The sequence below is a fragment of the Agrobacterium sp. CG160-95 genome, from assembly GCF_053521725.1.
Genome location: NZ_JBNWDU010000003.1, coordinates 641,039 through 662,636, shown reverse-complemented (window position 1 = coordinate 662,636; position 21,598 = coordinate 641,039). Strand labels below are relative to the sequence as shown.

The 21,598-nt window shown below is 58.5% G+C and carries 18 protein-coding genes, 1 tRNA gene and 1 pseudogene; 10 read left to right on the top strand and 10 right to left on the bottom strand.

Going from position 1 to position 21,598, the window contains the following annotated elements; translation table 11 throughout:
* Positions 1 to 201 precede the first annotated feature (201 nt).
* A tRNA-Met gene (locus ACQZ63_RS14365) sits at positions 202 to 278 on the top strand.
* A 203-nt stretch (positions 279 to 481) separates the two neighbouring features.
* On the opposite strand, the gene ACQZ63_RS14360 is transcribed toward ACQZ63_RS14365, so the two are convergent.
* The 4 genes from ACQZ63_RS14360 to ACQZ63_RS14345 all read right to left on the bottom strand — a co-directional run bounded on the left by ACQZ63_RS14360 (position 482) and on the right by ACQZ63_RS14345 (position 3,900).
* A complete protein-coding gene (locus ACQZ63_RS14360; RefSeq protein ID WP_236735685.1) occupies positions 482 to 700 on the bottom strand; it encodes a hypothetical protein in 219 nt (72 codons plus the stop codon).
* 103 nt (positions 701 to 803) lie between these two features.
* Positions 804 to 1,808, bottom strand: coding sequence for a cell division protein FtsZ (ftsZ, locus tag ACQZ63_RS14355; RefSeq protein WP_448799295.1), 1,005 nt, complete (start codon positions 1,806 to 1,808; stop codon positions 804 to 806).
* Between the two features lie 56 nt (positions 1,809 to 1,864).
* Positions 1,865 to 3,148, bottom strand: coding sequence for a beta-ketoacyl-ACP synthase II (gene fabF / locus ACQZ63_RS14350; protein WP_025595181.1), 1,284 nt, complete (start codon positions 3,146 to 3,148; stop codon positions 1,865 to 1,867).
* Positions 3,149 to 3,312: 164 nt separating this feature from the next.
* Positions 3,313 to 3,900 carry a TetR/AcrR family transcriptional regulator gene (locus ACQZ63_RS14345; protein ID WP_003519277.1) on the bottom strand — a complete coding sequence of 196 codons (588 nt, stop codon included), beginning with the start codon at positions 3,898 to 3,900 and terminating at the stop codon, positions 3,313 to 3,315.
* A 98-nt stretch (positions 3,901 to 3,998) separates the two neighbouring features.
* Here ACQZ63_RS14345 and ACQZ63_RS14340 point away from each other — a divergent pair, with 98 nt between their 5' ends.
* The 3 genes and pseudogenes from ACQZ63_RS14340 to ACQZ63_RS14330 form a co-directional block, all read left to right on the top strand.
* The gene (locus ACQZ63_RS14340) at positions 3,999 to 5,111 is read left to right on the top strand and encodes an efflux RND transporter periplasmic adaptor subunit (RefSeq protein WP_111802152.1); all 1,113 of its coding nucleotides are present in this window, start codon (positions 3,999 to 4,001) and stop codon (positions 5,109 to 5,111) included.
* Positions 5,111 to 8,221, top strand: coding sequence for an efflux RND transporter permease subunit (locus ACQZ63_RS14335; protein ID WP_111801726.1), 3,111 nt, complete (start codon positions 5,111 to 5,113; stop codon positions 8,219 to 8,221). Before ACQZ63_RS14340 ends, ACQZ63_RS14335 begins: the two co-directional genes overlap by 1 nt.
* Before the next feature lie 172 nt (positions 8,222 to 8,393).
* Positions 8,394 to 8,543, top strand: a pseudogene (locus tag ACQZ63_RS14330) (IS3 family transposase); the annotation flags it as partial.
* Between the two features lie 48 nt (positions 8,544 to 8,591).
* Here ACQZ63_RS14330 and ACQZ63_RS14325 read toward each other — a convergent pair.
* Entirely contained in the window at positions 8,592 to 9,140 is a 549-nt protein-coding gene (locus ACQZ63_RS14325) for a TetR/AcrR family transcriptional regulator (protein WP_003519274.1), read from the bottom strand.
* A 112-nt stretch (positions 9,141 to 9,252) separates the two neighbouring features.
* On the opposite strand from ACQZ63_RS14325, the gene ACQZ63_RS14320 reads away from it, so the two are divergent.
* The 4 genes from ACQZ63_RS14320 (at position 9,253) to ACQZ63_RS14305 (ending at position 13,379) form a co-directional block, all read left to right on the top strand.
* The gene (locus ACQZ63_RS14320) at positions 9,253 to 10,041 is read left to right on the top strand and encodes an SDR family NAD(P)-dependent oxidoreductase (RefSeq protein ID WP_448799294.1); all 789 of its coding nucleotides are present in this window, start codon (positions 9,253 to 9,255) and stop codon (positions 10,039 to 10,041) included.
* Positions 10,042 to 10,089: 48 nt separating this feature from the next.
* On the top strand, positions 10,090 to 11,184 hold the full coding sequence (locus ACQZ63_RS14315) for an alkene reductase (protein ID WP_003519272.1): 1,095 nt from the start codon (positions 10,090 to 10,092) through the stop codon (positions 11,182 to 11,184).
* 254 nt (positions 11,185 to 11,438) lie between these two features.
* Complete coding sequence (locus ACQZ63_RS14310; protein WP_003519271.1) at positions 11,439 to 12,263, top strand: oxidoreductase; 825 nt, start codon at positions 11,439 to 11,441, stop codon at positions 12,261 to 12,263.
* 111 nt (positions 12,264 to 12,374) lie between these two features.
* Complete coding sequence (locus tag ACQZ63_RS14305; RefSeq protein ID WP_112401699.1) at positions 12,375 to 13,379, top strand: NADP-dependent oxidoreductase; 1,005 nt, start codon at positions 12,375 to 12,377, stop codon at positions 13,377 to 13,379.
* A gap of 40 nt (positions 13,380 to 13,419) precedes the next feature.
* Here ACQZ63_RS14305 and ACQZ63_RS14300 read toward each other — a convergent pair whose 3' ends face one another.
* Positions 13,420 to 14,001 (bottom strand): TetR/AcrR family transcriptional regulator, encoded by a 582-nt coding sequence (locus ACQZ63_RS14300; protein WP_003519268.1) that lies wholly within the window; start codon positions 13,999 to 14,001, stop codon positions 13,420 to 13,422.
* Between the two features lie 219 nt (positions 14,002 to 14,220).
* Positions 14,221 to 16,506 (bottom strand): FdhF/YdeP family oxidoreductase, encoded by a 2,286-nt coding sequence (locus ACQZ63_RS14295; protein ID WP_115064512.1) that lies wholly within the window; start codon positions 16,504 to 16,506, stop codon positions 14,221 to 14,223.
* Positions 16,507 to 16,662: 156 nt separating this feature from the next.
* Between ACQZ63_RS14295 and ACQZ63_RS14290 the strand changes: the two genes are divergently transcribed.
* Together ACQZ63_RS14290 and ACQZ63_RS14285 are read left to right on the top strand one after the other, a co-directional pair.
* A complete protein-coding gene (locus ACQZ63_RS14290) occupies positions 16,663 to 17,886 on the top strand; it encodes an MFS transporter (RefSeq protein WP_038494749.1) in 1,224 nt (407 codons plus the stop codon).
* Between the two features lie 10 nt (positions 17,887 to 17,896).
* On the top strand, positions 17,897 to 19,012 hold the full coding sequence (locus tag ACQZ63_RS14285) for an FAD binding domain-containing protein (protein WP_003519263.1): 1,116 nt from the start codon (positions 17,897 to 17,899) through the stop codon (positions 19,010 to 19,012).
* Between the two features lie 96 nt (positions 19,013 to 19,108).
* Here the strand turns inward: ACQZ63_RS14285 and ACQZ63_RS14280 are convergent, their stop codons facing one another.
* Genes ACQZ63_RS14280 through ACQZ63_RS14270 form a run of 3 tightly spaced genes read right to left on the bottom strand, consistent with a single transcriptional unit; the run spans position 19,109 to position 21,546 of the window.
* Positions 19,109 to 20,782 carry an FAD-dependent oxidoreductase gene (locus ACQZ63_RS14280; protein WP_003519261.1) on the bottom strand — a complete coding sequence of 558 codons (1,674 nt, stop codon included), beginning with the start codon at positions 20,780 to 20,782 and terminating at the stop codon, positions 19,109 to 19,111.
* Between the two features lie 58 nt (positions 20,783 to 20,840).
* Entirely contained in the window at positions 20,841 to 21,146 is a 306-nt protein-coding gene (locus tag ACQZ63_RS14275) for a UBP-type zinc finger domain-containing protein (RefSeq protein ID WP_003519260.1), read from the bottom strand.
* Between the two features lie 28 nt (positions 21,147 to 21,174).
* Entirely contained in the window at positions 21,175 to 21,546 is a 372-nt protein-coding gene (locus ACQZ63_RS14270) for a response regulator transcription factor (protein WP_003519258.1), read from the bottom strand.
* Positions 21,547 to 21,598: the final 52 nt, after the last annotated feature.

The following is a 21,598-nucleotide window of genomic DNA, read 5'->3' as shown; positions in this document are numbered from 1 at the left end:
GGGCCGCTCAAAGCGGCCTTTTTGCATTGCGGAACATGAAAACATAAGGAAAACGCAACGTGCGTCCCTTAAAGGAGACAAATCGCCTTCGGCAATTTGGTCCGGAACTATACATCACAGCGTCCCTGTGATGCAGTCGCGATAAATCCAATACGGATTTACGCTGGTCGCGATAAATCCCATAGGGATTTACGCTGGTAACGCGGGGTGGAGCAGCCCGGTAGCTCGTCAGGCTCATAACCTGAAGGCCGCAGGTTCAAATCCTGCCCCCGCAACCAATATCTTCAAGACTATCAACATCAAAGCCCTCCCATCCCAGAGGGCACTTTGCGTTTAGGGCCTTGGATACCGCAAATGAATTGCTGGCGGTATAGCCACGTGGGGCTCTGATAGCGTGCACCTAGGCCTTTGTAAAACACGAGCCGGAACAAGCACTTCAAGCGCTCAGAGCGGCATTCACTTTGTGATCAGGGTTTCCGCGTCACCGACGTGGCGTTGTTTCGGCAGATTTGGGCAAGGTCGCAGGCAGGCGTTTTCTATCTAGCGCCTCCGTAGCTGCCTCGAGCCGAGCCACGCGCTCTTCCAAGGAGAGGAGATAGTCCCCCTGCAAATCATCGATACCGAGGAATGCTTCTTCCCATAGACGCCATTTTTCTAAGAAGTGCTTCAGCATGTGCTGTTTTCTCTCGATCGATTTCACTGGAATTTTCTATGTCGCCCTATCTTGGGCCGGGCGGTAGCAGACACGCAGGCACTCTCAAGTCTTCAAGGACATGCTCGCTCGAGGGTGCAAAGGAGCAGGCTCACCCCGTGCGCTCCGCAAGAAAGATCACCTCTGCCGGTTGCCGCAATCCGCTCGCGACAACGGACACTTTCAGTCGACCCGCAAGCGCATCGTCGAACGTCGCGCCGATCACGACATAGGCGTTAGCGTCGACCTCTTCGCGCACGCGCGTGGCTGCTTCGTCCACATCGAACAGCGTCATGTCCGGTCCACCGGAAATCGAGACGAGGAGCCCTTTGGCACCTTTGACCGATGTGTCGTCAAAAAGCGGATTAGCAATCGCTGCTTCGGCGGCAGCTCTTGCACGGCCTTCGCCTGCCGCTTCTCCCGTGCCCATCACAGCTCGGCCCATACCGCGCATCACTGACCTTAGGTCGGCGAAATCGAGATTGATAAGCCCTTCCCTGACAATCAGATCGACGACGGAGCTGACGCCTGCATAAAGAACCCGATCCGCCATTTCGAAAGCCTCAGCAAACGTCGTTGTGGCATCTGCCACCCGGAAAAGGTTCTGATTTGGGATCACGATCACGGCATCCGCGCTTTCGGCTAGACACTCTACCCCGTGTTGGGCCATTCGCATTCGATGTATGCCCTCAAATGCGAATGGCATGGTTACCACGCCGACCGTCAGTATTCCGGCCTTCCGCGCAGCTCGAGCTATAACAGGCGCGGCGCCCGTTCCAGTGCCGCCCCCCATGCCCGCGGTCACGAAACACATATGCATCCCGGTCAGATGGTCCATGATTTCGTCGATCGTTTCTTCGGCCGCCGCTTGTCCGATCTCGGCGAGTGATCCGGCCCCAAGCCCGCCAGTCGCGATCAGGCCGAGTTGAACAACTCGTGGGGCTTTAGACATGGAGAGAGCTTGCGCATCGGTGTTTGCTGCAATGAATTCTACCCCTTGCAGCTTCTGCGCCATCATGTTGTTGACCGCATTACCACCACCGCCGCCGACGCCTATAACGGCAATCCTCGGTTTGAGGTGCAGTATGTCCGGTGTCGTGCCCAAGGTCTGGTTCATTGACGTTCAAGTCCCAAGCGAAACAGTTTCAGAGTGTGGTGGCGCGACGGTGATCCTCAGCCAGCGCCGTTTGCCTTCGGCCACCGCCGGAACACTGCGCTCGCATTGACACCGCCAAAACCGAAACCATTGGATATTGCGAATTCAGCGTCTAATTGGCGCGCGTGGTTCGCCACAAAATCGATGCCTTCGGCTTCCGGATCCGGAGCATTCAGGTTGAGAGTTGGCGGCGCAATCTGGTGCTGGAGTGCTAGAATGGTGAAGATTGCTTCCAATCCTCCAGCCGCGCCAAGTAGGTGTCCTGTCGCTGACTTCGTCCCGCTGACAGCGACAGTCTTCTCGGAACCAAAGATACTTTTGATGGCCCTGATTTCGCCGAGGTCTCCGACCGGGGTCGAGGTGGCGTGGGCATTCAGATGACCTATTTCGCGGGGGGAAATGCCTGCCTGCGCAATGGCGATCTCCATGGCTCTTTTGGCACCGTTCCCGTCTTCTGGTCCTGACGTGATGTGATGAGCGTCGGCTGTCGTGCCGTATCCGACGAGTTCGGCAATTGGTGTAGCGCCGCGAGCAAGCGCATGGCTCAGGGATTCAATGACAAGCATGCCCGCTCCTTCGCCCATGACGAAGCCATCGCGTGATGTGTCGAAGGGGCGCGATGCCTTGTCTGGTGTTTCGTTGAAAGCAGTCGACAGAGATCTGGCGGCTGCAAAACCCCCGAGGCTGACGATGTTCATGCAGGCTTCTGTTCCGCCGCATATCGCAATTTCGGCTTCATTTGATCGAATAAGCCTCGCCGCATCGCCAATTGCCTGAACGCCGGCGGCGCACGCGGTTACCGGTGCACCGAGAGGGCCTTTGAAGCCATGACGGATTGAGACATGCCCGGCTGCGAGATTGACCAGGAACGACGGTATGGTGAAGGGCGAAAGGCGACGGACACCGCGTTGATCGACGGTGCGGACCGCTTCGGTTATCGCAGGAAAGCCGCCTATACCGGACGCGATAATCGTCGCGGTCCTCAGCCGTTCCTCATTCGAGGTCGGCTTCCAGTTTGCTTGTGCAAGCGCTTCTTCCGCGGCTGCCAGTGCAAATATGATAAAACGGTCGACCTTGCGTTGGTCCTTCGGAGCCACAATGGTGTCGGGATCGAAGCCGCCCTCGGGATCTTCCATCAATGAGGGGACAATGCCCCCGATTTTCGATGGAAGGTCCGCCACCACGTCGTCACCCAGCCGTCGAATGCCACTTCGACCCGCGAGCAGGCGCGACCAGGAGATACCGACATTCGCTCCAAGGGGACTGACAGCTCCCATTCCTGTGACAACGATACGACGCATGTTTTACACCTGTTCTTCGTTTAAATTGGCATGCCTTCGGCATCCCGACCGACGGTGCGGTCAGGGCCTGTTCTCCGGATATGCAGTGCCTAAATCGCATCCGCCCGAACCCGACGCGGCGACTGCGTTTGGCTTTTGTTTTCCCTAGCTACCGAGCGCGATCCTCAGGCCGCATGATCAGCGCCTGCGATGCGCCTGATTTCCTCCGCCGCTGCGTCGAGGATTCCTTGAGACGTATTCTCGTCTTCCATGATCCGCGACAGGGTAACGGCGCCGACCATGAGAGACAGGATCGCCATCGCTTTGCCGCTGGGATTGGAGCTTCTGGTGTCATCAAGCAGTTCATTGAGCACCTCGAAGTGAGCGCGTATCCCATCCTCGAATGGACGCCTGACTTCTTCACTCTGCCGAGTAGCGTCCGACCCCAGTGCCACCAGGGGGCAGCCTTCTGCCTTTTCTCCACGGTGGTCCTTGGACAGATAGAACGCCATCACTGCTTCGAGAGGATCGGAACTGTCCGCAGCCGCTTCAGACCATCTGCGTGTAGCGCTTTCCATCGCGCGCCTCGAAGCCTGGGCTGCAAGATCGTCCTTCGATGCAAATTGCTTGTAGAACCCGCCTTGGGTGAGTCCTGCACCCTTCATCAAATCTTTCAGGCCAATGCCATCGAATCCGTGCTCGCGAAACAGACGGCTGGCAACGTTGATCACCGTCTCCCGATTTTCCTCGGCTTGTGCCCGGCTCACTCTCATATCGACCTCCGGTTAGATTTCGTTTGACATTTATAGCGCACATAGATTTAGATCGCAATCTAAATCATTTGCACCGCTGGTCAAGAAGAGAACTTACAATGAAACGCAAACATGTCCTGACTGTCGTGGGTCTTGTCGCAGCGGCTGGGGCCGCCGCCTTTTTCCTCGTTTCTGAAACCCCAAAACGGGAAGCCGAGGTCGCAGACCCAAGGACGGCTTCACCACTGGTAAGGATTGCGGAGGCGAAAAGGACCGGCAGGGCCGATCGGTCATTCACCGGGACGGTCGCATCGCGCGTTCAAAGCAATCTCGGATTTCGCGTTCCCGGTAAAATCGTGGAGCGGCTGGTCGATGTCGGTCAGCAGGTCAAACAGGGCCAACCGCTGATGCGCATTGATGAGACCGATCTTCAGCTTGCACTGACAGCAAAGCGGAATTCGGTCATATCAGCGCGTGCTATTCTGCTTCAGGCGGAAGCCGATGAGAAGCGCTATGCGGCACTGGTCAAGAATGGCCTGGCGGCCACGCCCCAGCGTTATGAACAGGCAAAGGCGGCTCTCGATACAGCGACGGCACAGCTTGCGGCGGCCGAGGCCGAAGCGGAGGTTGCCGAGAATGCGGCAACCTACACCACTCTTGTTGCTGACTCGGATGGAACGGTCGTCGAAACTCTCGGTGATCCGGGACAAGTGGTCGCCGCCGGCCAGACGGTTGTTCAACTCGCAAAGGCCGGCCCTCGCGAGGCGGTCGTCTGGCTGCCTGAGACACTGCGACCTAAGGTGGGATCGGAAGCACAGGCCAGTGTTTATGGAAGCGACGGGCTTAGTGGAAACGCCAGACTGCGACAAATCTCCGATTCGGCTGATCCTCAAACGAGAACCTATGAAGCGCGTTACATTCTTGAGGGTGATGCGGCCTCAGCACCGCTTGGCGCCACTGTAACAATCAGAACACCGGATGCCGAACGCCAGTCGGAAGTCACCGTGCCCGTCGGCGCCATTCTGGACGACGGTAATCGCACAGGCGTGTGGGTCGTCGACGGCGCCACGTCAAAGGTGAAGTTCACCCCGATTAAAGTTCAGCAGATTGGCGAGGAGACGGCATTTGTCACGGGGATCGGGACCGGGGAGCAGGTCGTTGCCCTCGGCGCGCATCTTCTCGACGATGGTGCGACCGTCAGGATTGCCTCGAGCCAAGAGGTGAAAAACTAATGCGCTTCAACCTGTCAGCCATCGCGGTTCGCGAACGTGCTATCACCTTGTTCTTTATCGTGCTGCTGGCCGCAGCCGGCGTCTACGCTTTCGTCAAGCTGGGGCGCGCCGAGGATCCGTCCTTCACCATCAAGACATTGACGGTCACGTCAGTCTGGCCGGGTGCAACGGCGCGAGAAATGCAGGACCTCGTCGCCGAGCCGCTTGAGAAACGTATTCAGGAACTGACCTGGTACGACCGCGTCGAGACCACAACGAGGCCAGGTTACGCTTTCCTGACCGTCACCCTCAAGGATAACACGCCGGCAAGTGCGGTTGCAGAAGAGTTCTATCAGGCGCGCAAGAAGCTTGGCGACGAAGCCCGCAATCTCCCGCCGGGCGTCATGGGCCCATTCGTCAACGACGAATATTCTGACGTGAGTTTCGGCCTCTATGCACTGAAGGCAAAGGGAATGCCGATGCGCGATCTCGTTCGGCAAGCGGAAGTCATCCGCCAGGACCTCCTGCACGTGCCTGGCGTCAAGAAAATCAACATCGTCGGTGAGCGCCCCGAGCAGATTTTCGTCGAGTTCTCCTATGCGAAGCTCGCGACACTCGGCATATCCGCGCAGGATATCGCTTCTGCGTTGCAGCGACAGAACACGGTCACGCCTGCGGGTTCAATCGACACACGAGGCCCACAGGTCTTTATCCGCTTCGACGGAGCTTACAACAGTGTGCAGGCGATTGCCGACACGCCGATCGTTGCTGCTGGACGAACCCTGAAGCTCTCCGATCTTGCAGAGGTGCGACGCGGTTATCAGGATCCCGCCACGTATATCATCCGCCACGAAGGTGAACCGACAATCATGCTGGGTGCGGTGATGCAGGCGGGATGGAACGGTCTTGATCTCGGCAAGGCGCTTGAGGCTCGCTCTGCCGCCATTGCGCAAACGTTGCCGCTGGGGATGACGCTTACCAAAGTCAGCGACCAGGCCGTCAACATCGATGAAGCCGTCGGCGAGTTCATGCTCAAGTTCGCGATGGCGCTTGGCGTGGTTCTGTTTGTCAGTCTGGTGGCACTTGGCTGGCGCGTTGGTATTGTTGTCGCTCTTGCTGTGCCACTCACCCTTGCGGTGGTCTTTCTCATCATGCTGGAGACCGGGCGCTTCTTCGACCGCATCACGCTTGGCGCTTTGATCCTCGCGCTTGGCCTTCTAGTTGACGATGCCATCATTGCCATCGAAGTGATGGTGGTGAAGATGGAGGAGGGCATGGACCGCATCAAGGCGGCCGCCTATGCCTGGAGCCATACGGCAGCGCCGATGCTGTCCGGCACGCTGGTCACGATCATCGGGCTGATGCCCGTGGGTTTTGCCAAGTCGACCGCAGGCGAATATGCCGGTAACATCTTCTGGGTCGTGGGCTTTGCGCTCATCGTATCCTGGATCGTCGCCGTCACCTTCACGCCCTATCTCGGTGTGAAGATGTTGCCCAACATCAAGCCGGTCGAGGGCGGTCATCACGCCATCTATGACACGCCGAATTATCGCCGTCTGCGCTCCGTCATCGAGTTCGCTGTCCGCCATAAGTTCATGGTCTGCGCCGTGGTCGGCATTTCCATGGCCGTTTCGGTCGTTGGAATGGGCGGCGTGAAACAACAGTTTTTCCCGACATCGGATCGGCCTGAGGTGCTGGTTGAGGTGCGCATGCCCGAGGGCACAAGCATCGAGGCGACGGCATCTGCGGTGAAGAAAGTCGAGGACTGGCTGCAAACTCAGCCTGAGACCAATATCGTCACGTCGTACGTAGGGCAGGGCGCACCCCGGTTCTTCTTTGCCATGGCACCGGAACTACCTGACCCTGCCTTCGCCAAGGTCGTCGTGCTCACACCCGATGCCCACGCACGTGAAGAACTGAAGCATCGCCTTCGTGCAGCTATTTCGGAGGGTCTTGTTCCTGAAGCGTCCGTCCGCGTCACCCAGCTTGTGTTTGGTCCTTACACGCCGTTCCCGGTCGAGTTCCGGATCATGGGTCCCGATCAGGATGAACTCTACAGGATTTCTGAGCAGGCTCTGGCGATCATGAAGACTATCCCCGATGTTCGCCAAGCCAACCGTGACTGGGGCAACCGAACACCCGTTCTGCGATTTGTGCCCGACCAGGAGCGGCTCAATCTGATTGGTCTTTCTCCATCGGAGGCAGCCCAGCAATTGCAGATGCTGCTCTCCGGCATCCCCGTTACGCAGGTGCGCGACAATATCCGCAACGTGCCCGTCGTCGCTCGCAGTGCTGGCGAAAACCGCCTCGATCCGTCACGTCTTGCCGATTTCTCTCTGATGAGCAGGGATGGCCGTCAGGTTCCGCTGGATCAACTCGGGCACTCCGAAATCCGGTTTGAAGAACCTATCCTGAAGCGTCGTGACCGCACGCCTGTCATCACGATCAGGTCTGATATCAACGAGGCGACGCAGCCTCCGGAGGTTTCCCAACAGGTTATGAAAGCTCTGCAGCCACTCATCGCGTCGCTTCCCGTTGGATATCGTATCGAGATGGGCGGCAACATCGAGGAGTCTCTCAAGGCGAATACGGCACTCGCTCAGGTTTTCCCGGTGATGATTGCTGCCATGCTGATCGTCATCATTCTGCAGGTTCGCAGTCTCTCGACAATGACAATGGTGATGCTGACAGCGCCGCTTGGTCTTGCCGGGGTGGTTCCGACCCTGCTCCTGTTCAATCAGCCTTTCGGCTTCAACGCCATTCTCGGCTTGATCGGACTGGCGGGTATCCTGATGCGCAACACGCTTATCCTGACAGAGCAAATCAAGGAGAACCAGGCGGCGGGGCTTGATGACTATCATGCCGTTATCGAAGCGACAGTGCAGCGGACACGACCCGTGATCCTGACGGCTCTCGCGGCGATCCTGGCGTTCATACCTCTGACCCACTCAGTATTTTGGGGGTCGATGGCCTATACCCTGATCGGTGGAACGGCAGCAGGCACGGTGATGATCCTGCTCTTCCTTCCGGCTCTCTATGCTGTCTGGTTCCGGATCAAGCCACCCAAGGCGGGTGCCGAAAAAGAGACGGTCGAGCACGTAGGGCAGCCACTGGCGCTCGCGGCAGAGTAGGGGCGTCCATGCGTGCCGGCTCAAACCTGAAGCGTGATGTGACGGCGGCATTTAAGGGCAGCAGGAGCCGAACAATGCGTGGCCTCACACCATCTGGCCGAGCACCGTTGAAAGGCTGGGATTTTCCATCTTATCCACATCCGGACCGATCTTCCGCCCGGACTAGTAGCACGGATACCAGACCCCGGCAGCCTATGCCGGGATCATCACTGCGCCCGGCTCCAATGCTGCGGGAGATCAAAGCTTCGCTTTCCCACCGATTTGCCACACCGCGCCAAATGGAATGTTGAAAAACGCAGAACCTCCAATCGCATTTGGATGAAGGTTCCGTGGGAGGGTCATGCCGGTACGCTTCGTCGTTTTTTGCGGACTAACTGATGCTGTTATCGATCCATGCGTGCGTCTGTTCCAGAATCTCGTCCGATAGTTCCGGATCGTCGATTGCCCGGGCGAGTATGACCGCCCCAACCATGGCCGCCCAGCTTCCTATCGCTGTGCGCCGGCGATCTGCCGGGTCCAGTTGCGGGAGTGCCCTTTCGATCCGGCTGATCTGCGCACGAAGGCCTTCTGTCATGGCGGAGCGCGCCGGCGGCGTCTGGTGGCGAATTGCTGCAGCGAGACCGGCGGTTGGGCAGCCACCGGCAGCGTTGTCGCGATGGCGAGGCGCAAGATAGGATTTGACGAAATCGCTGAAATTGCCTCCTCCGACGCTATCTGAAGCAAGGGCGTGGGCAAGGGTCTCCGCGACCAGATCGTCTTTTGAACTGAAATGTCCATAAAAGCCGCCGTGAGTAAGACCGGCTGCCTTCATCACCTCCGCAACGCTGACGGCATCGAACCCCTTGTCGCGAAACAGCCGGCTGGCGACATCCAGAATCCGGCGACGGTTTTCCGCCATCTGTTCTCGGCTGACCTTCATTTTCACAATTCTCCCAACATGGTCGTTGACATTTACATGATGGCTATCATATTTAAATCCAATCATGACGATTGTCATGAATATAGGTTCCATCACAGAAAAGAGCAATCCTATGAGCACAAATCCTGCAGTCCTCATCACCGGCGCCTCCACCGGTATTGGTGCAACCTATGCCGATCGGTTTGCGCGGCGCGGCCACGATCTCGTGCTGGTCGCCCGTGACGTGGCGCGAATGGAGGCCGTTGCAAGCCGTCTGCGACAGGAAACCGGCGTGGCCATAGACATCGTCCAGGCGGATCTCACGCAACTCGCCGATGTTGGGAAAGTAGAGACGAGACTGCGCGACGATGACAGCATCGGCATCCTCGTCAATAATGCCGGAACGGCCATCGGTGGAACGTTCATCGATCAGAGCACCGACGACATGGCCCGGCTTGTTGCACTCAACTCGACTGCACTCGTTCGCCTTGCCAGCGCAATTGCCCCTCGACTCGTCAAGAAAGGTGAGGGTGCAATCGTCAACATCGGCTCCGTGGTTGGTCTGGCGCCGGAGTTCGGCATGACGGTCTACGGCGCAACCAAGGCCTTTGTCCTCTTCCTGTCTCAGGGGCTTAGCCTCGAGCTTGGACCGAAGGGCGTCTACGTTCAGGCTGTTCTTCCCGCCACGACACGAACCGAAATCTGGGACCATGTCGGCGCCGACGTCAACGCACTGAACAACGTCATGGAAGTGGGCGACCTTGTGGATGCGGCGCTGGTCGGCTTCGACCGTCGCGAGCCGGTGACCATCCCGCCGCTTCCCGATGCCGGTCAGTGGGAAGCCTTTGAAGCTGCGCGCAAGACCATGCTGGCCAACTTCGGCAATGCGCTGCCAGCCGAACGGTACCGCACCGTCGCTTGAGCAGACCGCGCAACCCATACCGCTGCGGCGGCAACACATAGGTAAATCATGACTAAAAAGACGCTTTTCGAACCCTATACGCTCGGCTCCTTGACGCTTTCCAACCGGATCGTCATGGCGCCCCTGACGCGCAATCGCGCCGGTTCGGGCTTTGTCGCAGGTGACCTGACGGCTGAATATTACGGCCAGCGTGCTTCTGCCGGGCTCATCATTTCCGAGGCCACGCAAATATCACAGCAGGGGCAGGGATACCAGGACACGCCCGGTATCTATACCCAGGCGCAGATCGAAGGCTGGCGCAAGGTCACCAGTGCGGTGCACGAGAAGGGTGGCCATATATTCCTCCAGCTCTGGCACGTCGGTCGCATCAGCCATGTTGATCTCCAGCCGAACGGCGCAGCGCCAGTTGCCCCTTCAGCCATCCGCGCCGAGACAAAGACGTTCGTCAACAATGCCTTCGTGGACGTTTCGCAACCCCGTGCCCTTGAACTGGAAGAGCTTCCTGGGATCGTCGACGATTTCCGTCAGGCAGCAGCCAACGCCATCGAGGCTGGTTTCGATGGTGTCGAGATCCACGGGGCCAACGGCTATCTGCTTGATCAGTTCGCCAAGGACGGTGCCAATGTTCGCACAGACGCCTATGGCGGCTCTGTCGAAAACCGTGCGCGCCTCATGCTGGAAGTCACGGCCGCGGTTGTCCAGGAAATCGGCGCTGCACGCACCGGCATCCGCATCTCGCCGGTCTCGCCCGCCAATGGCATTTCGAGTACTGATCCGCAGGCGCAGTTCGATTACATCGTCGATCAGCTCGAAGCCCTTGGCATCGTGTACATTCATGTCGTCGAGGGTGCCACAGGTGGGCGGCGCGATGTCGCGCCATTCGACTTCGGATCATTGCGCCGTCGCTTCAGCAAGACCTATATCGCCAACAACGGCTATGACCTCGAACTGGCGACTTCGCATCTTACCGAGGGCCTGGCGGATCTGATCGCCTTCGGCCGGCCGTTCATTGCCAATCCCGATTTGGTTGAACGATTGAAAAGCGATGCGCCGTTGGCAGAGATAAACCCGGCTACGCTCTACGGTGGCGGTGCTGCGGGTTATATCGATTACCCCTCTTTGGCGGCAGCTGCCGGGCGTTGACTACTTTTGGGGTCGCTCGCTGGTGCGGCCCCATCAAATCAGTGTGCTGTGCCTGATCCGTTGCGGATTGGTGCCGGGTCCCGACACTGAAGGGTTACCCTTTCCCTCGCCGTCTGAAAGTCACGCTTGACTTTAATGATGATATATATCATTAAAAATCATCAATGATGACGGAAATCATCATAAAATTAGTGTCGTAAAACCATATGCCTTGGCGGCAATCCATGGTGATACCGAAAAGAGAGAAAGACGCTATGGCGACGTTTGCTACTAAAAGACAGAAGACTGCCTTTGTGACCGGGGCTTCCAGTGGGATTGGCAAGGCGGCCGCCACGGCTCTGGCCCGGGCAGGCTACCGGGTGATTGGCACGAGTCGTAAGGCCGCACCTGGCGAGATACGTGATGGCATTCGGATGATTGCTTGTGACGTGACTTCCGATTTGTCTGTCTCGGATGCCGTGGCGCTGGCACATCAGGAACTTGGCCGTATCGACCTTCTGGTCAACAATGCCGGTTACGCCCTGTCCGGGGCGGCCGAAGAAAGCTCGGTGGATCAGGTTCGTTCGCTGTTTGAAACCAATTTTCTGGGTGTCGTTCGGGTGACCAATGCCGTGTTGCCGATGATGCGCCAACAGGGCTATGGCAGGATATTGAACATCGGCTCTGTCCTGGGCTTAATACCCGGTCCTTTTGGAGCCTATTACTCGGCCAGCAAGCACGCCATTGAGGGCTATTCGGAATCGCTGGACCATGAGGTTCGCCAGTTCGGCATCCGTGTCGCCGTGATCGAGCCTTGGGCAACGAAAACCTCGATCGAGGCCAATTCTCCGCAAGGCGACCGTCCGGTTGCAGCCTATGGCCAGACATTGGCCAGATACCGCACGGCGTTTGACTTGGCCATGGCGACCGGCGACACGGCGGATGATGTTGCGGCCACCATCCTGATGGCGGCGCAGGACAAGGCGCCGCGGTTGCGCTACCCCTCCGGCAAGGCGGCCCGGCAGACCTCGTTTGCCCGGCGTTTCCTGCCGCGCGCGCTGTTTGATCGAACCTTGCGCAAGCAATTCAACATCGCGTGAGCGAGAATGACGGCCACGGCAGGGCCTTCCAACAACATGCTCAGTTCGCGCTGAAAGCCTTGGCTTTTTTAGCCATCTGAGCCGATAATATTTTTACACTGGAGAACGTCCGTGAAAGCCTTCGTCGTCGACAAATACAAAAAGAAGGGCGCCTTGCGTCTGGCAGACATGCCCGAGCCCCGGATGGGCGCGAATGATGTTCTGGTTCGCATTCAGGCCACGGCGATCAACCTTCTGGATTCCAAGGTGAGGGACGGCGAGTTCAAGCTGTTCCTGCCCTATCGCCCGCCCTTTATTCTGGGTCACGATCTAGCCGGAACGGTTGTAAGCGTGGGCGCGAATGTGCGGCAATTCAAGGCTGGGGACGAGGTTTACGCCCGTCCGAGGGATCACCGGGCCGGTACCTTTGCAGAGTTCATCGCAATTGACGCCGCCGACGTAGCGCTGAAGCCCGCCAGCCTTTCGATGGAGCAGGCCGCATCGATACCGCTGGTTGGACTGACCGCCTGGCAGGCGCTGGTGGAGGTCGGCAAGGTCAAGCCCGGCCAGAAAGTGTTCATTCAGGCTGGTTCCGGTGGGGTTGGGACCTTTGCCATCCAGCTTGCCAAGCATCTCGGCGCCACGGTGGCCACCACGACTAGTGCCAAGAATATTGACCTGGTCAAAAGCCTCGGCGCCGATGTGGTGATCGACTACAGGACGCAGGATTTCGAACAGGTGCTATCCGGTTATGATCTGGTGCTGAACAGTCAGGATGCCAAGACGCTGGCCAAGTCGCTGAATGTTCTGAAACCGGGTGGTCGGTTGATATCGATCTCGGGGCCGCCGGATGTTCCCTTTGCCAGATCTCTGGGGCTGAACCTGTTCCTGCGCTTGGTGGTACGGATGCTGAGCCGGGGCGTGCTGAAGAAGGCGAAAAGCCGGGGCGTCTTGTATTCCTTCCTGTTTATGCGCGCGGAAGGGCAACAACTTGCCCAGATCGCCAAGCTGATCGACGCCGGCGTGATCCGTCCGGTCGTGGACAAGGTATTTCCCTTTGCTCAGACGGCGGAGGCCTTGGCCCATGTAGAGACCGGGCGCGCCAGGGGCAAGGTCGTTGTGAAGGTCGCAGACTGAGTTCGTATTTTGCAGGAGATGGGGCCGCATGGCTGCGGCCCTATTGCTCCCGCCCGCCATTTTCGACAGAGGCCCGGCAATCGGCGCGGCAAATATCGAGAATTTCATCCGCCAGGGCCGATGCGTCCGGGCAGGCCCGCGATAGCACGATGGCCCCGACAGCTTGCGCCATAATGCTGATGGCTTGCGTGCGGGCATTTGAGCCGGCGGGCTGGTTCGCCGCAAGATTGCTCTCCAGTGCGTCAACAAGGCGCTCGATGCCTTCGCCGAAAACAGCTCTGGTTTCGTTTGGCAGCCGCGCTGCTTCCCCGCTCAGTGCAGCGGCCGTGCAGCCTTGGCCACGCGCATCACGATGCGTGCGCGAGATGTAGGCGTCGATCATCTCGCCCAAATCATACCCGGCATAGCGTGCCAACGTTTCGGAAAACCCTTTGGCGGAGGTTTCTGCTATGAGCGCCTCCTTCGAGACGAAGTGGTTGTAAAATCCACCATGGGTCAGGCCCGCACCCTCCATCAGGTCAGCCACGCCAACGCCATCGAACCCTCGTTCGCGAAACATCCCGGATGCAATCGCAACAATCCGGTCATGATTTTCCTGCTTCTTTTCCTTGGTGATCCGCATGTCAGAACCCTTTCGACGGCGCCGTCTCCATGATGTTGGATATTATCATGGATTGAGAGTATTGCTGACGCTTATCATTAATAATGCGCTCAACACAAGGAACACGTCGTATCGGCTACCTAATTTTCCGTCCTTCGCCGCCGACATCTTGTCGCTGGCTGCAACGAAGCTTCTGTTTCTGGGAAGCTGGCCCGGATTGTTTGGTAAAATAAAGCTCGGTTACGTGGATCGGCGTATCCTCACTGGAACGCCCTTATATGCTGGGGTCCCGGATTTCCTGTCGTAGTCTGCGAGGGCAATGACCTGGTTCATTTCGGGGTAATAACCTGCTACCGAGCCGGGCGGAATATTGTAGGCAACGGCGGTAAATCCGGTAGCGGTTTTGGCGCCACTCCCGCAAATTGCTTCGACATCGATGAGGTCTCCGTCTCTTAGTCCCCGCGTTTCAAGGTCCCGCTGGTTCATGAAGATGACGTCGCGGCGGCCGTAGACACCACGGTAGCGGTCGTCGAGGCTGTATATGGTGGTGTTGTACTGGTCATGACTGCGCAAGGTGGTCAGCAAAAGGGCTTCGGGGTCGTGCAAGCGTGTGTCCTCATCAAGGCCCGGTGCGACGAGAAATTCGGCCTTGCCGGACGGCGTATTCCACACACGATCAGAAGCCGCGACAGTGAGCCGGAAGCCTCCGGGCGTTTTCACGCGCGTATTGAAATCATGAAAATCGGGAAATACGATTTCGATCTTGTCGCGGATCTGCTCATAGTCGCCGGCCATGCCGTCCCAGTCGATGTCGTGCCGGTTACCTAGCGTCGCCTTGGCCATGCCGGCAACGATCCAGGGTTCCGAGCGCAACTCATCGCTTGGCGGTTTGAGGAAACCGCGCGACGCGTGCACCATCGACATGGAATCCTCTACCGTGACGGATTGGCGCCCTGTCGCCTGAATATCCAGATCCGTTCGGCCCAGAACCGGCAGGAGGATCGATGTCTTTGCCAGCAGCAGATGCGAGCGATTGAGCTTTGTCGCAAGATGAACGGCCATATCGAGTTTCCGCATGCCCGCGAACGTCGCTTCAGGATCGGACATGGCGACAGCAAGATTGCCACCAAGACACACCAACGCTTTCGACCTGCCCTCAATGATGGCCTCGATTGCCTCCACGGCATTATGGCCCTTTTCACCAGACGGGCGGAAACCGAAGGCTTTCTCCATGCCAGCAAGAAGAGCCTCATTGGGAATTTCAGTGATGCCGACGGTTCGGTCGCCCTGAACGTTGGAATGGCCGCGCAGGGGACAGATACCGGCGCCTGGCCGGCCTATATTGCCGCGCAGCATCAGGAAATTGGCGAGTTGCTGCACATTGGCCGTGCCATGGGCATGCTGTGTGATGCCCATGCCATAACAGAGAATGACGTTTTTCGCCTTGAGGTAGACATCCACGGCGCTATCGAGTGCTTCCAGTGAGAGGCCGGATTTCTCGATAATCTCCGGCCATTGCGTCTGATCTACATCGGCTTGCAGGGCTTCGAGGCCAATCGTATGCGCCGCGATGAAATCGCGGTCGATGACGCCGGGTCCGCCAGCTTCGATATCGGCCGCGTCGCGCTCGAAGATGCGCTTCATCATGCCCTTGAGTGCGGCAAGATCGCCGCCGGTACGAACCTGATGATAGGCAGATGCGATCGGCGTGGATGACATCGTCGCCATTTCGATCGGATCCTGGGGGGCTGCAAACCGCTCCAGCGCCCGCTCCTTGAGTGGATTAAAGACGACGATCGGCACACCCCTGCGGGAGGCCTCATGTAATGTCGTCATCATGCGCGGATGGTTGGTGCCGGGATTGTGCCCGAACGAAAAGATCGCGTCGGCATGATCGAAATCCTCCAGCGTTACAGTGCCCTTGCCGACACCGATCGACAGGGGCAGACCGACGCTGGTGGCTTCGTGGCACATGTTGGAACAGTCGGGGAAATTGTTGGTGCCATAGGCGCGAACGAAGAGCTGAAAGAGAAACGCCGCTTCGTTGGAGGCACGACCGGACGTGTAGAACTCGGCCATATGAGGGCTGGGAAGGGCGTTCAACTCCGAGGCAATACGCGCGAATGCGGCATCCCATTCGATCGGCACGTAGCGGTCACTGGCATGATCATAGATCAGCGGATGCGTCAGGCGCCCCTGATCTTCAAGCTTGTGGTCGGTCCATTGCCAGAGATCAGTCACCGAATGAGCGGCAAAGAAATCGGGGCCAACCCGCTTGGCCGTCGATTCCCAGGTGATCGCTTTTGCTCCGTTCTCGCAGAACTCAAACGAACTTGTGTGCTTCGGATCGGGCCAGGCGCAGCCGGGACAATCGAAGCCTTCGGGCTGGTTTGCCTTTAACAATGTCGCCGCGCCCTCGGCGATGATCTGCTGGTGAGCAAGGGTTTTGGCAACGGCTTTTAGTGCGCCCCAGCCACCTGCTGGCGCTGTATAATGCTCTATCCCATCCGGCCGCTTCTCGCTCATCACAGTCTCCCTTCAGCGTGTTTCAATAAATCTAGCATCGAACGCATCAGTACGAACCTAGACCGATGTATAGGTCCAGGTAGACGTCTATCGAATGTGCGGCCAACGAGATTGAGCATATTTTGCCCAGATCAAGATTGGCGGTGGAACAGTATCATGGAAAAGACAGGACAGATGCAAGCCGGGGCGGCAAGCGCCACCCACAATGATGCGATCGGACAAGTGGCGCTTCTGGCCATGGCCGTCGCGGGCGGTATTGCCGTCGCAAACATCTACTACAATCAGCCGATGCTCGGGCTCATCGAGGCGGATTTCAGTCGGCAGCCAGTTACCGGCATGGTGCCCACCGCAACGCAACTCGGTTACGCACTGGGGTTGTTCCTTTTACTGCCGCTCGGCGACCTCGTTAATCGCCGCCGGATGATCATTGGGCAATTCGTGGTGCTTGCCGCCGCGCTCGCGCTGGCTGCACTGGCGCCGACGGCCTGGATGCTGGTTGCAGCATCGGTCATGGTTGGAGCATGCTCGACAGTCGCCCAGCAGATCGTGCCCTTTGCGGCATCGCTGGCCGCGCCCGAAAAGCGCGGCGCCACAATCGGCACCGTCATGGCAGGCGTATTGTCGGGCATATTGTTCAGCCGCACCCTCTCGGGCTTTGTGGGCGAACACGCCGGCTGGCGGGAAATGTTCTGGATCGGCGTACCGCTTGCCCTGCTCGCCGCGGGCCTCATGTTTGCGGTCCTGCCGCATCATCGGCCAACCTCGACTTTGCGATATCATCAGGCGCTCCGGTCGCTCGGCCAGCTATGGAAACGCCACCCGGCCTTGAGGGCAGCGACCATCATCCAGGCGTTTCTGTTCGCGTCGTTCACGGCCTTCTGGACCATCCTCGCTCTCTATCTGGCGGGGCCAGAATTTCAGCTCGGTGCGGATGTCGCGGGTCTGTTTGGGATCGTCGGTGCGGTCGGCATATTTGCAGCGCCTCTGGCAGGAGTTGTTGCCGACAGACGGGGACCGCATTTCGTGGTCTGGATGGGCGCCGGATTGACGATCGCCGCCTGGCTTATCTTCGGCCTCTGGGCATCGATCGCTTCCTTGGTTGTGGGCGTCATCGTGCTTGATTTCGGCATACAGAGCGCGCTGATTTCTAACCAGCACATCATTTATGCCCTGGATGCCGATGCGCGTAGCCGTCTCAACACGGTCTTCATGACTGGAATGTTTCTGGGGGGTGCCACAGGTTCGGCGATGGCGACACTGGCCTGGGGGCAGGGCGACTGGCTCGTCGTCAGCCTTCTCGGCGCGGCGTTTGGCCTCGCAGCCTTCGCGGTTAAAATATTTCATCATCGCCGGCATTCGCTGACGGTTGTCGGAAACTGAGGGCGGAACGATGGAAAAACTACGCATAGGAATCGTCGGCGGTTCGCTTGCCGGCCTCTTCGCTGGCATCATGTTACAACAGGCTGGCCACGATGTCCGCATCTACGAGCGATCGAAGAGCGGTCTTGCAGGTCGGGGAGCGGGCCTCGTCGGTCAGAGGGACCTGCTGCACATTCTCCGGCTGATTGGCTGCGAGCATGTCGCCCGTATCGGCGTGGTGGCTAAGGAACGCATCTATCTCGATCAGGATGGCGTTATCGCCCAGACCGTTAAGGCGCCCCAGACCCAGATCTCCTGGGACTACCTGTTCGAAACTGTCGCTTCTCGCATCGCTTCAGGAAGCTATGTGCTGGGTCGGGATGTCGTCAAAGTGCTGGATGGCGAGAGTGGCGCGGAGCTGATTTTTGGTGACGGCACGCGGGTGAATGTCGATCTGGTTATCGGTGCCGATGGCCTTGGTTCGGTGGTGCGCGCAGCGGTCAATCTCGGAGACACGCAAAACCGCTATTCCGGCTATGTCGCATGGCGTGGATTGATCCCGGAAACGAGGCTTCCAACGGCAGCTAATCTGCTTCTCGACCGGTTTGCCTTTCATGTCAGGCCCGGCGTACATGCGCTCGGTTATCTTGTCCCGGGCTCGAAGGGCGAAATGGACATCGGCAATCGCCGATATAACTGGGTCTGGTATCGCAAAGTGCCAGCAAGCGAACTTGCCCACACGTTCACCGATCTAGATGGGCGAACGCATGCATTTTCGCTGCCGCGTGGTGGCTTGTCGAGCGACCATCTGGAGGCGTTGCGCGTCGATGCGCTGCAGATGCTTCCGCCGCAATTCGCCCAGGCGGTCGAGGCGGAGCCAAGCCCCTCTATCCAGGGCATTTTCGACTACGAGTCGCCCCGCATGACGGGCCGTTCGGTCGTCCTCATCGGCGACGCCGCCTTTGTCGCGCGTCCGCACACCGCGATGGGCGTGTCGAAGGCAGCGGGCGATGTCATGGCGTTGAGCGACAGCCTGGAGTCCGAGGTTGACCTTCCCAGTGCCTTGCAGCGGTTCGAGGATGAGCGCATCGCGGTTGGCCGAGAAATCGTTGCTTATGGCCGGCAACTCGGTGCGTCGGCTATCTGAGTATCGACCGGCTGTCTGTCACGGTACTCAAGAACGATATTTTTAACCCGCTGGCTTCTGCCAGCGGGTTTTTGATTTTGAGAAAGGTCGGATGCTTCAGTTTGGGGGCTTTATCAGGCTTAGTGCGGCGTGGATTTGCGAGACGACGGCGGCACCTTCCCCCACTGCTGCCGCGACCCGCTTGGTCGATCCGGCACGGACATCCCCGATGGCAAAGACATTCGGCAGGCTGGTTTCGAGGGGCAATGGCTTGCGGGAAAAACGACAATGCTCATCGAAGGATTGCCCAGTGACGATGAAGCCCTTGTCATCGGTTTGCACCCGGCTGCTGATCCAGCCAGCGTTCGGATCCGCGCCGATAAAAAGGAAGAGATGATGAAGCGGCAAGGTGTTCACGCTTCCATCCAGGCGGTTGCGCAGTCTTGCGGAGGAGATGCCAGTGGCGTTATCGCCATTGATCGCGTCCACTTCGCAATGCATGTGCAGTTGGACGTTCGGCAGGGCCTTGATACGGTCGATCAGATATTGCGACATCGTATCTTCGAGTGCGCGCCGCACGACCAGATGAAGTGTCTTGACCTGAGGCGCCAGAAAAACGATGGCCTGGCCTGCCGAATTGCCGCCGCCAACCAGGACGATCTCTTCGCCGGCGCAAAGTTTTGCCTCGATCGGCGAGGCCCAATAGGAAACGCCGTTGCCCTCGAAACCGTCAATGTTGGTGATGTCCGGTCGCCTGTAGCGAGCGCCGGATGCGATGACGACACTGCGGGCCGTCACCGATTTTCCACCGTCGAGTTCGAGCGCCAGCACACCTGCGTCATCTTTCGGAGGGATCAGATTTTTGACAGCGACGGGAAGAACCATTTCCGCCCCGAACTTGAGAGCCTGATTGTAGGCACGTCCCGCCAACGCCTGTCCGGATATGCCCGTCGGGAAGCCGAGATAGTTTTCGATCCGAGACGAAGCGCCGGCCTGCCCCCCAATCGAGTGTTCATCGATGACAAGGACGTCGAGCCCTTCCGAAGCGGCATAGACGGCGGTGGCAAGGCCCGCCGGTCCAGCGCCGACAACAGCTACGTCATAGAGCTTTCCGGGCTTGAGGTCCGGCGTCATGCCGAGACATGCTGCGGCCTCCGCATCTGTCGGTTTCTTGAGCACGGTGCCGTTGGGGCAGACCATTAGCGGAAGGTCGGAGGCGAGAATACCCAGGCGTTCGATCAGCGCCTTACCTTCACCCTCCATGGCAGCATCAAGTACGATGTGGGGAAAGGCATTGCGGGCTAGAAATCCTTGCAGACGCGAGAGCGCGGCATTGCCAGCGGTTCCAATCAGAACAGAACCTGCGCCTGCATCGATCAGACCGACGCGGCGCAGGATGAAGGCACGCATGATGATTTCGCCGACATCGGCCGATCCGATCACCAAGGCCCGCAAATGGGCGGCATCAAAGGGAATGGCCGTGCAGCCCTCGGACCCGGCGCGGGCCCCGGCAAGTGTCGGTCGACCCGACAGCTGGTTGACTTCGCCAGACAACTGGCCTGCTCCATGCGTCGTGATCGGCGCCTCGCCGGAAAGACCTTCGTGGCGAAACACGTCCATCGATCCCTTCAGCACCAGCCAGGCGGGCGCTGCGTGGTCTCCTACCTTGTAGACGAAGTCACCACGAGCGAAATATTTTGGCTCGCCGCTGGCAAAACGCTTGGCCGTCTCGACCTGATGGGGGTTGAGCACCGGAAACATCTGGTCCAGGCGCGCGCTGAGATCTGCCATCTGTTACCTCCAGCTGGAAATGTCGTCCGCAGGTCACCGCCGATTTTTCGGCGAAGTTTCAGTAATATCGCGGTATCGGCCCGCGTTGCGGTGTCTGATCAGGCAGGTCCACCATGGTTTCGTCCACATAACACCAGCCCCAGCCTTCCGGCGGGTCATAGCCCTCGATGATGGGGTGGCGGGTGGTGTGGAAATGCGCGGTCGCGTGGCGGCCGGGGGACTGATCGCAGCAGCCGACATGACCACATTCGCGGCAGAGCCTCAAATGAAGCCATATCTGGCCAGTTTCGAGACATTCCTCGCAGCCAAGCGTCATGGGCTTGACCGATCGGATCGTCGGCAGGTGCGAGCATTGATCAGACATGGTTCCACTCCTGAACGTGTTGGAAATTTCAGTGCTTCAGTGCTTCTTCAAGACACAGTATAAGCTGGTTGAAATCGACTGGCTTCCCAAGGAATGCGAATGCACCGCCATCCATTGCCGCTGCTCTCGTTCGCTCGTCGCAATAGGATGTCATGAAGATCATCGGCGGCTTTTGATCACCACGCGAGTTTAACACGTCCTGCATCTGGATGCCGCTTAAGCCTGGCATTTTAACGTCGACCAGCATGCAGTCGATCGCGACGCGATCACCGCGGGCCAGAAAGTCTTCCGCAGACGAAAACAGCCGGCTCTCGTAACCGCAGGACAAAACGAGATCGTCAAGGGCTTCGCGGATCGACCGATCGTCGTCAACGATGGCTATGACAGGTGTTTTGGACAATTTGATTGGGCCTTGCCTCTTAAAATCAACTGGCTTCTATATGCGCCATCGA

Bases quoted from the DNA above. Each gene is read 5' to 3' on its own strand.
- ftsZ (WP_448799295.1), bottom strand. From the start codon at position 1,808: ATGAACCAGACCTTGGGCACGACACCGGACATACTGCACCTCAAACCG.
- ACQZ63_RS14345 (WP_003519277.1), bottom strand. From the start codon at position 3,900: ATGAGAGTGAGCCGGGCACAAGCCGAGGAAAATCGGGAGACGGTGATC.
- ACQZ63_RS14320 (WP_448799294.1), top strand. From the start codon at position 9,253: ATGAGCACAAATCCTGCAGTCCTCATCACCGGCGCCTCCACCGGTATT.
- ACQZ63_RS14310 (WP_003519271.1), top strand. From the start codon at position 11,439: ATGGCGACGTTTGCTACTAAAAGACAGAAGACTGCCTTTGTGACCGGG.
- ACQZ63_RS14280 (WP_003519261.1), bottom strand. From the start codon at position 20,782: ATGGCAGATCTCAGCGCGCGCCTGGACCAGATGTTTCCGGTGCTCAAC.
- ACQZ63_RS14295 (WP_115064512.1), bottom strand. From the start codon at position 16,506: ATGAGCGAGAAGCGGCCGGATGGGATAGAGCATTATACAGCGCCAGCA.
- ACQZ63_RS14300 (WP_003519268.1), bottom strand. From the start codon at position 14,001: ATGCGGATCACCAAGGAAAAGAAGCAGGAAAATCATGACCGGATTGTT.
- ACQZ63_RS14290 (WP_038494749.1), top strand. From the start codon at position 16,663: ATGGAAAAGACAGGACAGATGCAAGCCGGGGCGGCAAGCGCCACCCAC.
- ACQZ63_RS14325 (WP_003519274.1), bottom strand. From the start codon at position 9,140: ATGAAGGTCAGCCGAGAACAGATGGCGGAAAACCGTCGCCGGATTCTG.
- fabF (WP_025595181.1), bottom strand. From the start codon at position 3,148: ATGCGTCGTATCGTTGTCACAGGAATGGGAGCTGTCAGTCCCCTTGGA.
- ACQZ63_RS14335 (WP_111801726.1), top strand. From the start codon at position 5,111: ATGCGCTTCAACCTGTCAGCCATCGCGGTTCGCGAACGTGCTATCACC.
- ACQZ63_RS14275 (WP_003519260.1), bottom strand. From the start codon at position 21,146: ATGTCTGATCAATGCTCGCACCTGCCGACGATCCGATCGGTCAAGCCC.
- ACQZ63_RS14315 (WP_003519272.1), top strand. From the start codon at position 10,090: ATGACTAAAAAGACGCTTTTCGAACCCTATACGCTCGGCTCCTTGACG.
- ACQZ63_RS14285 (WP_003519263.1), top strand. From the start codon at position 17,897: ATGGAAAAACTACGCATAGGAATCGTCGGCGGTTCGCTTGCCGGCCTC.
- ACQZ63_RS14340 (WP_111802152.1), top strand. From the start codon at position 3,999: ATGAAACGCAAACATGTCCTGACTGTCGTGGGTCTTGTCGCAGCGGCT.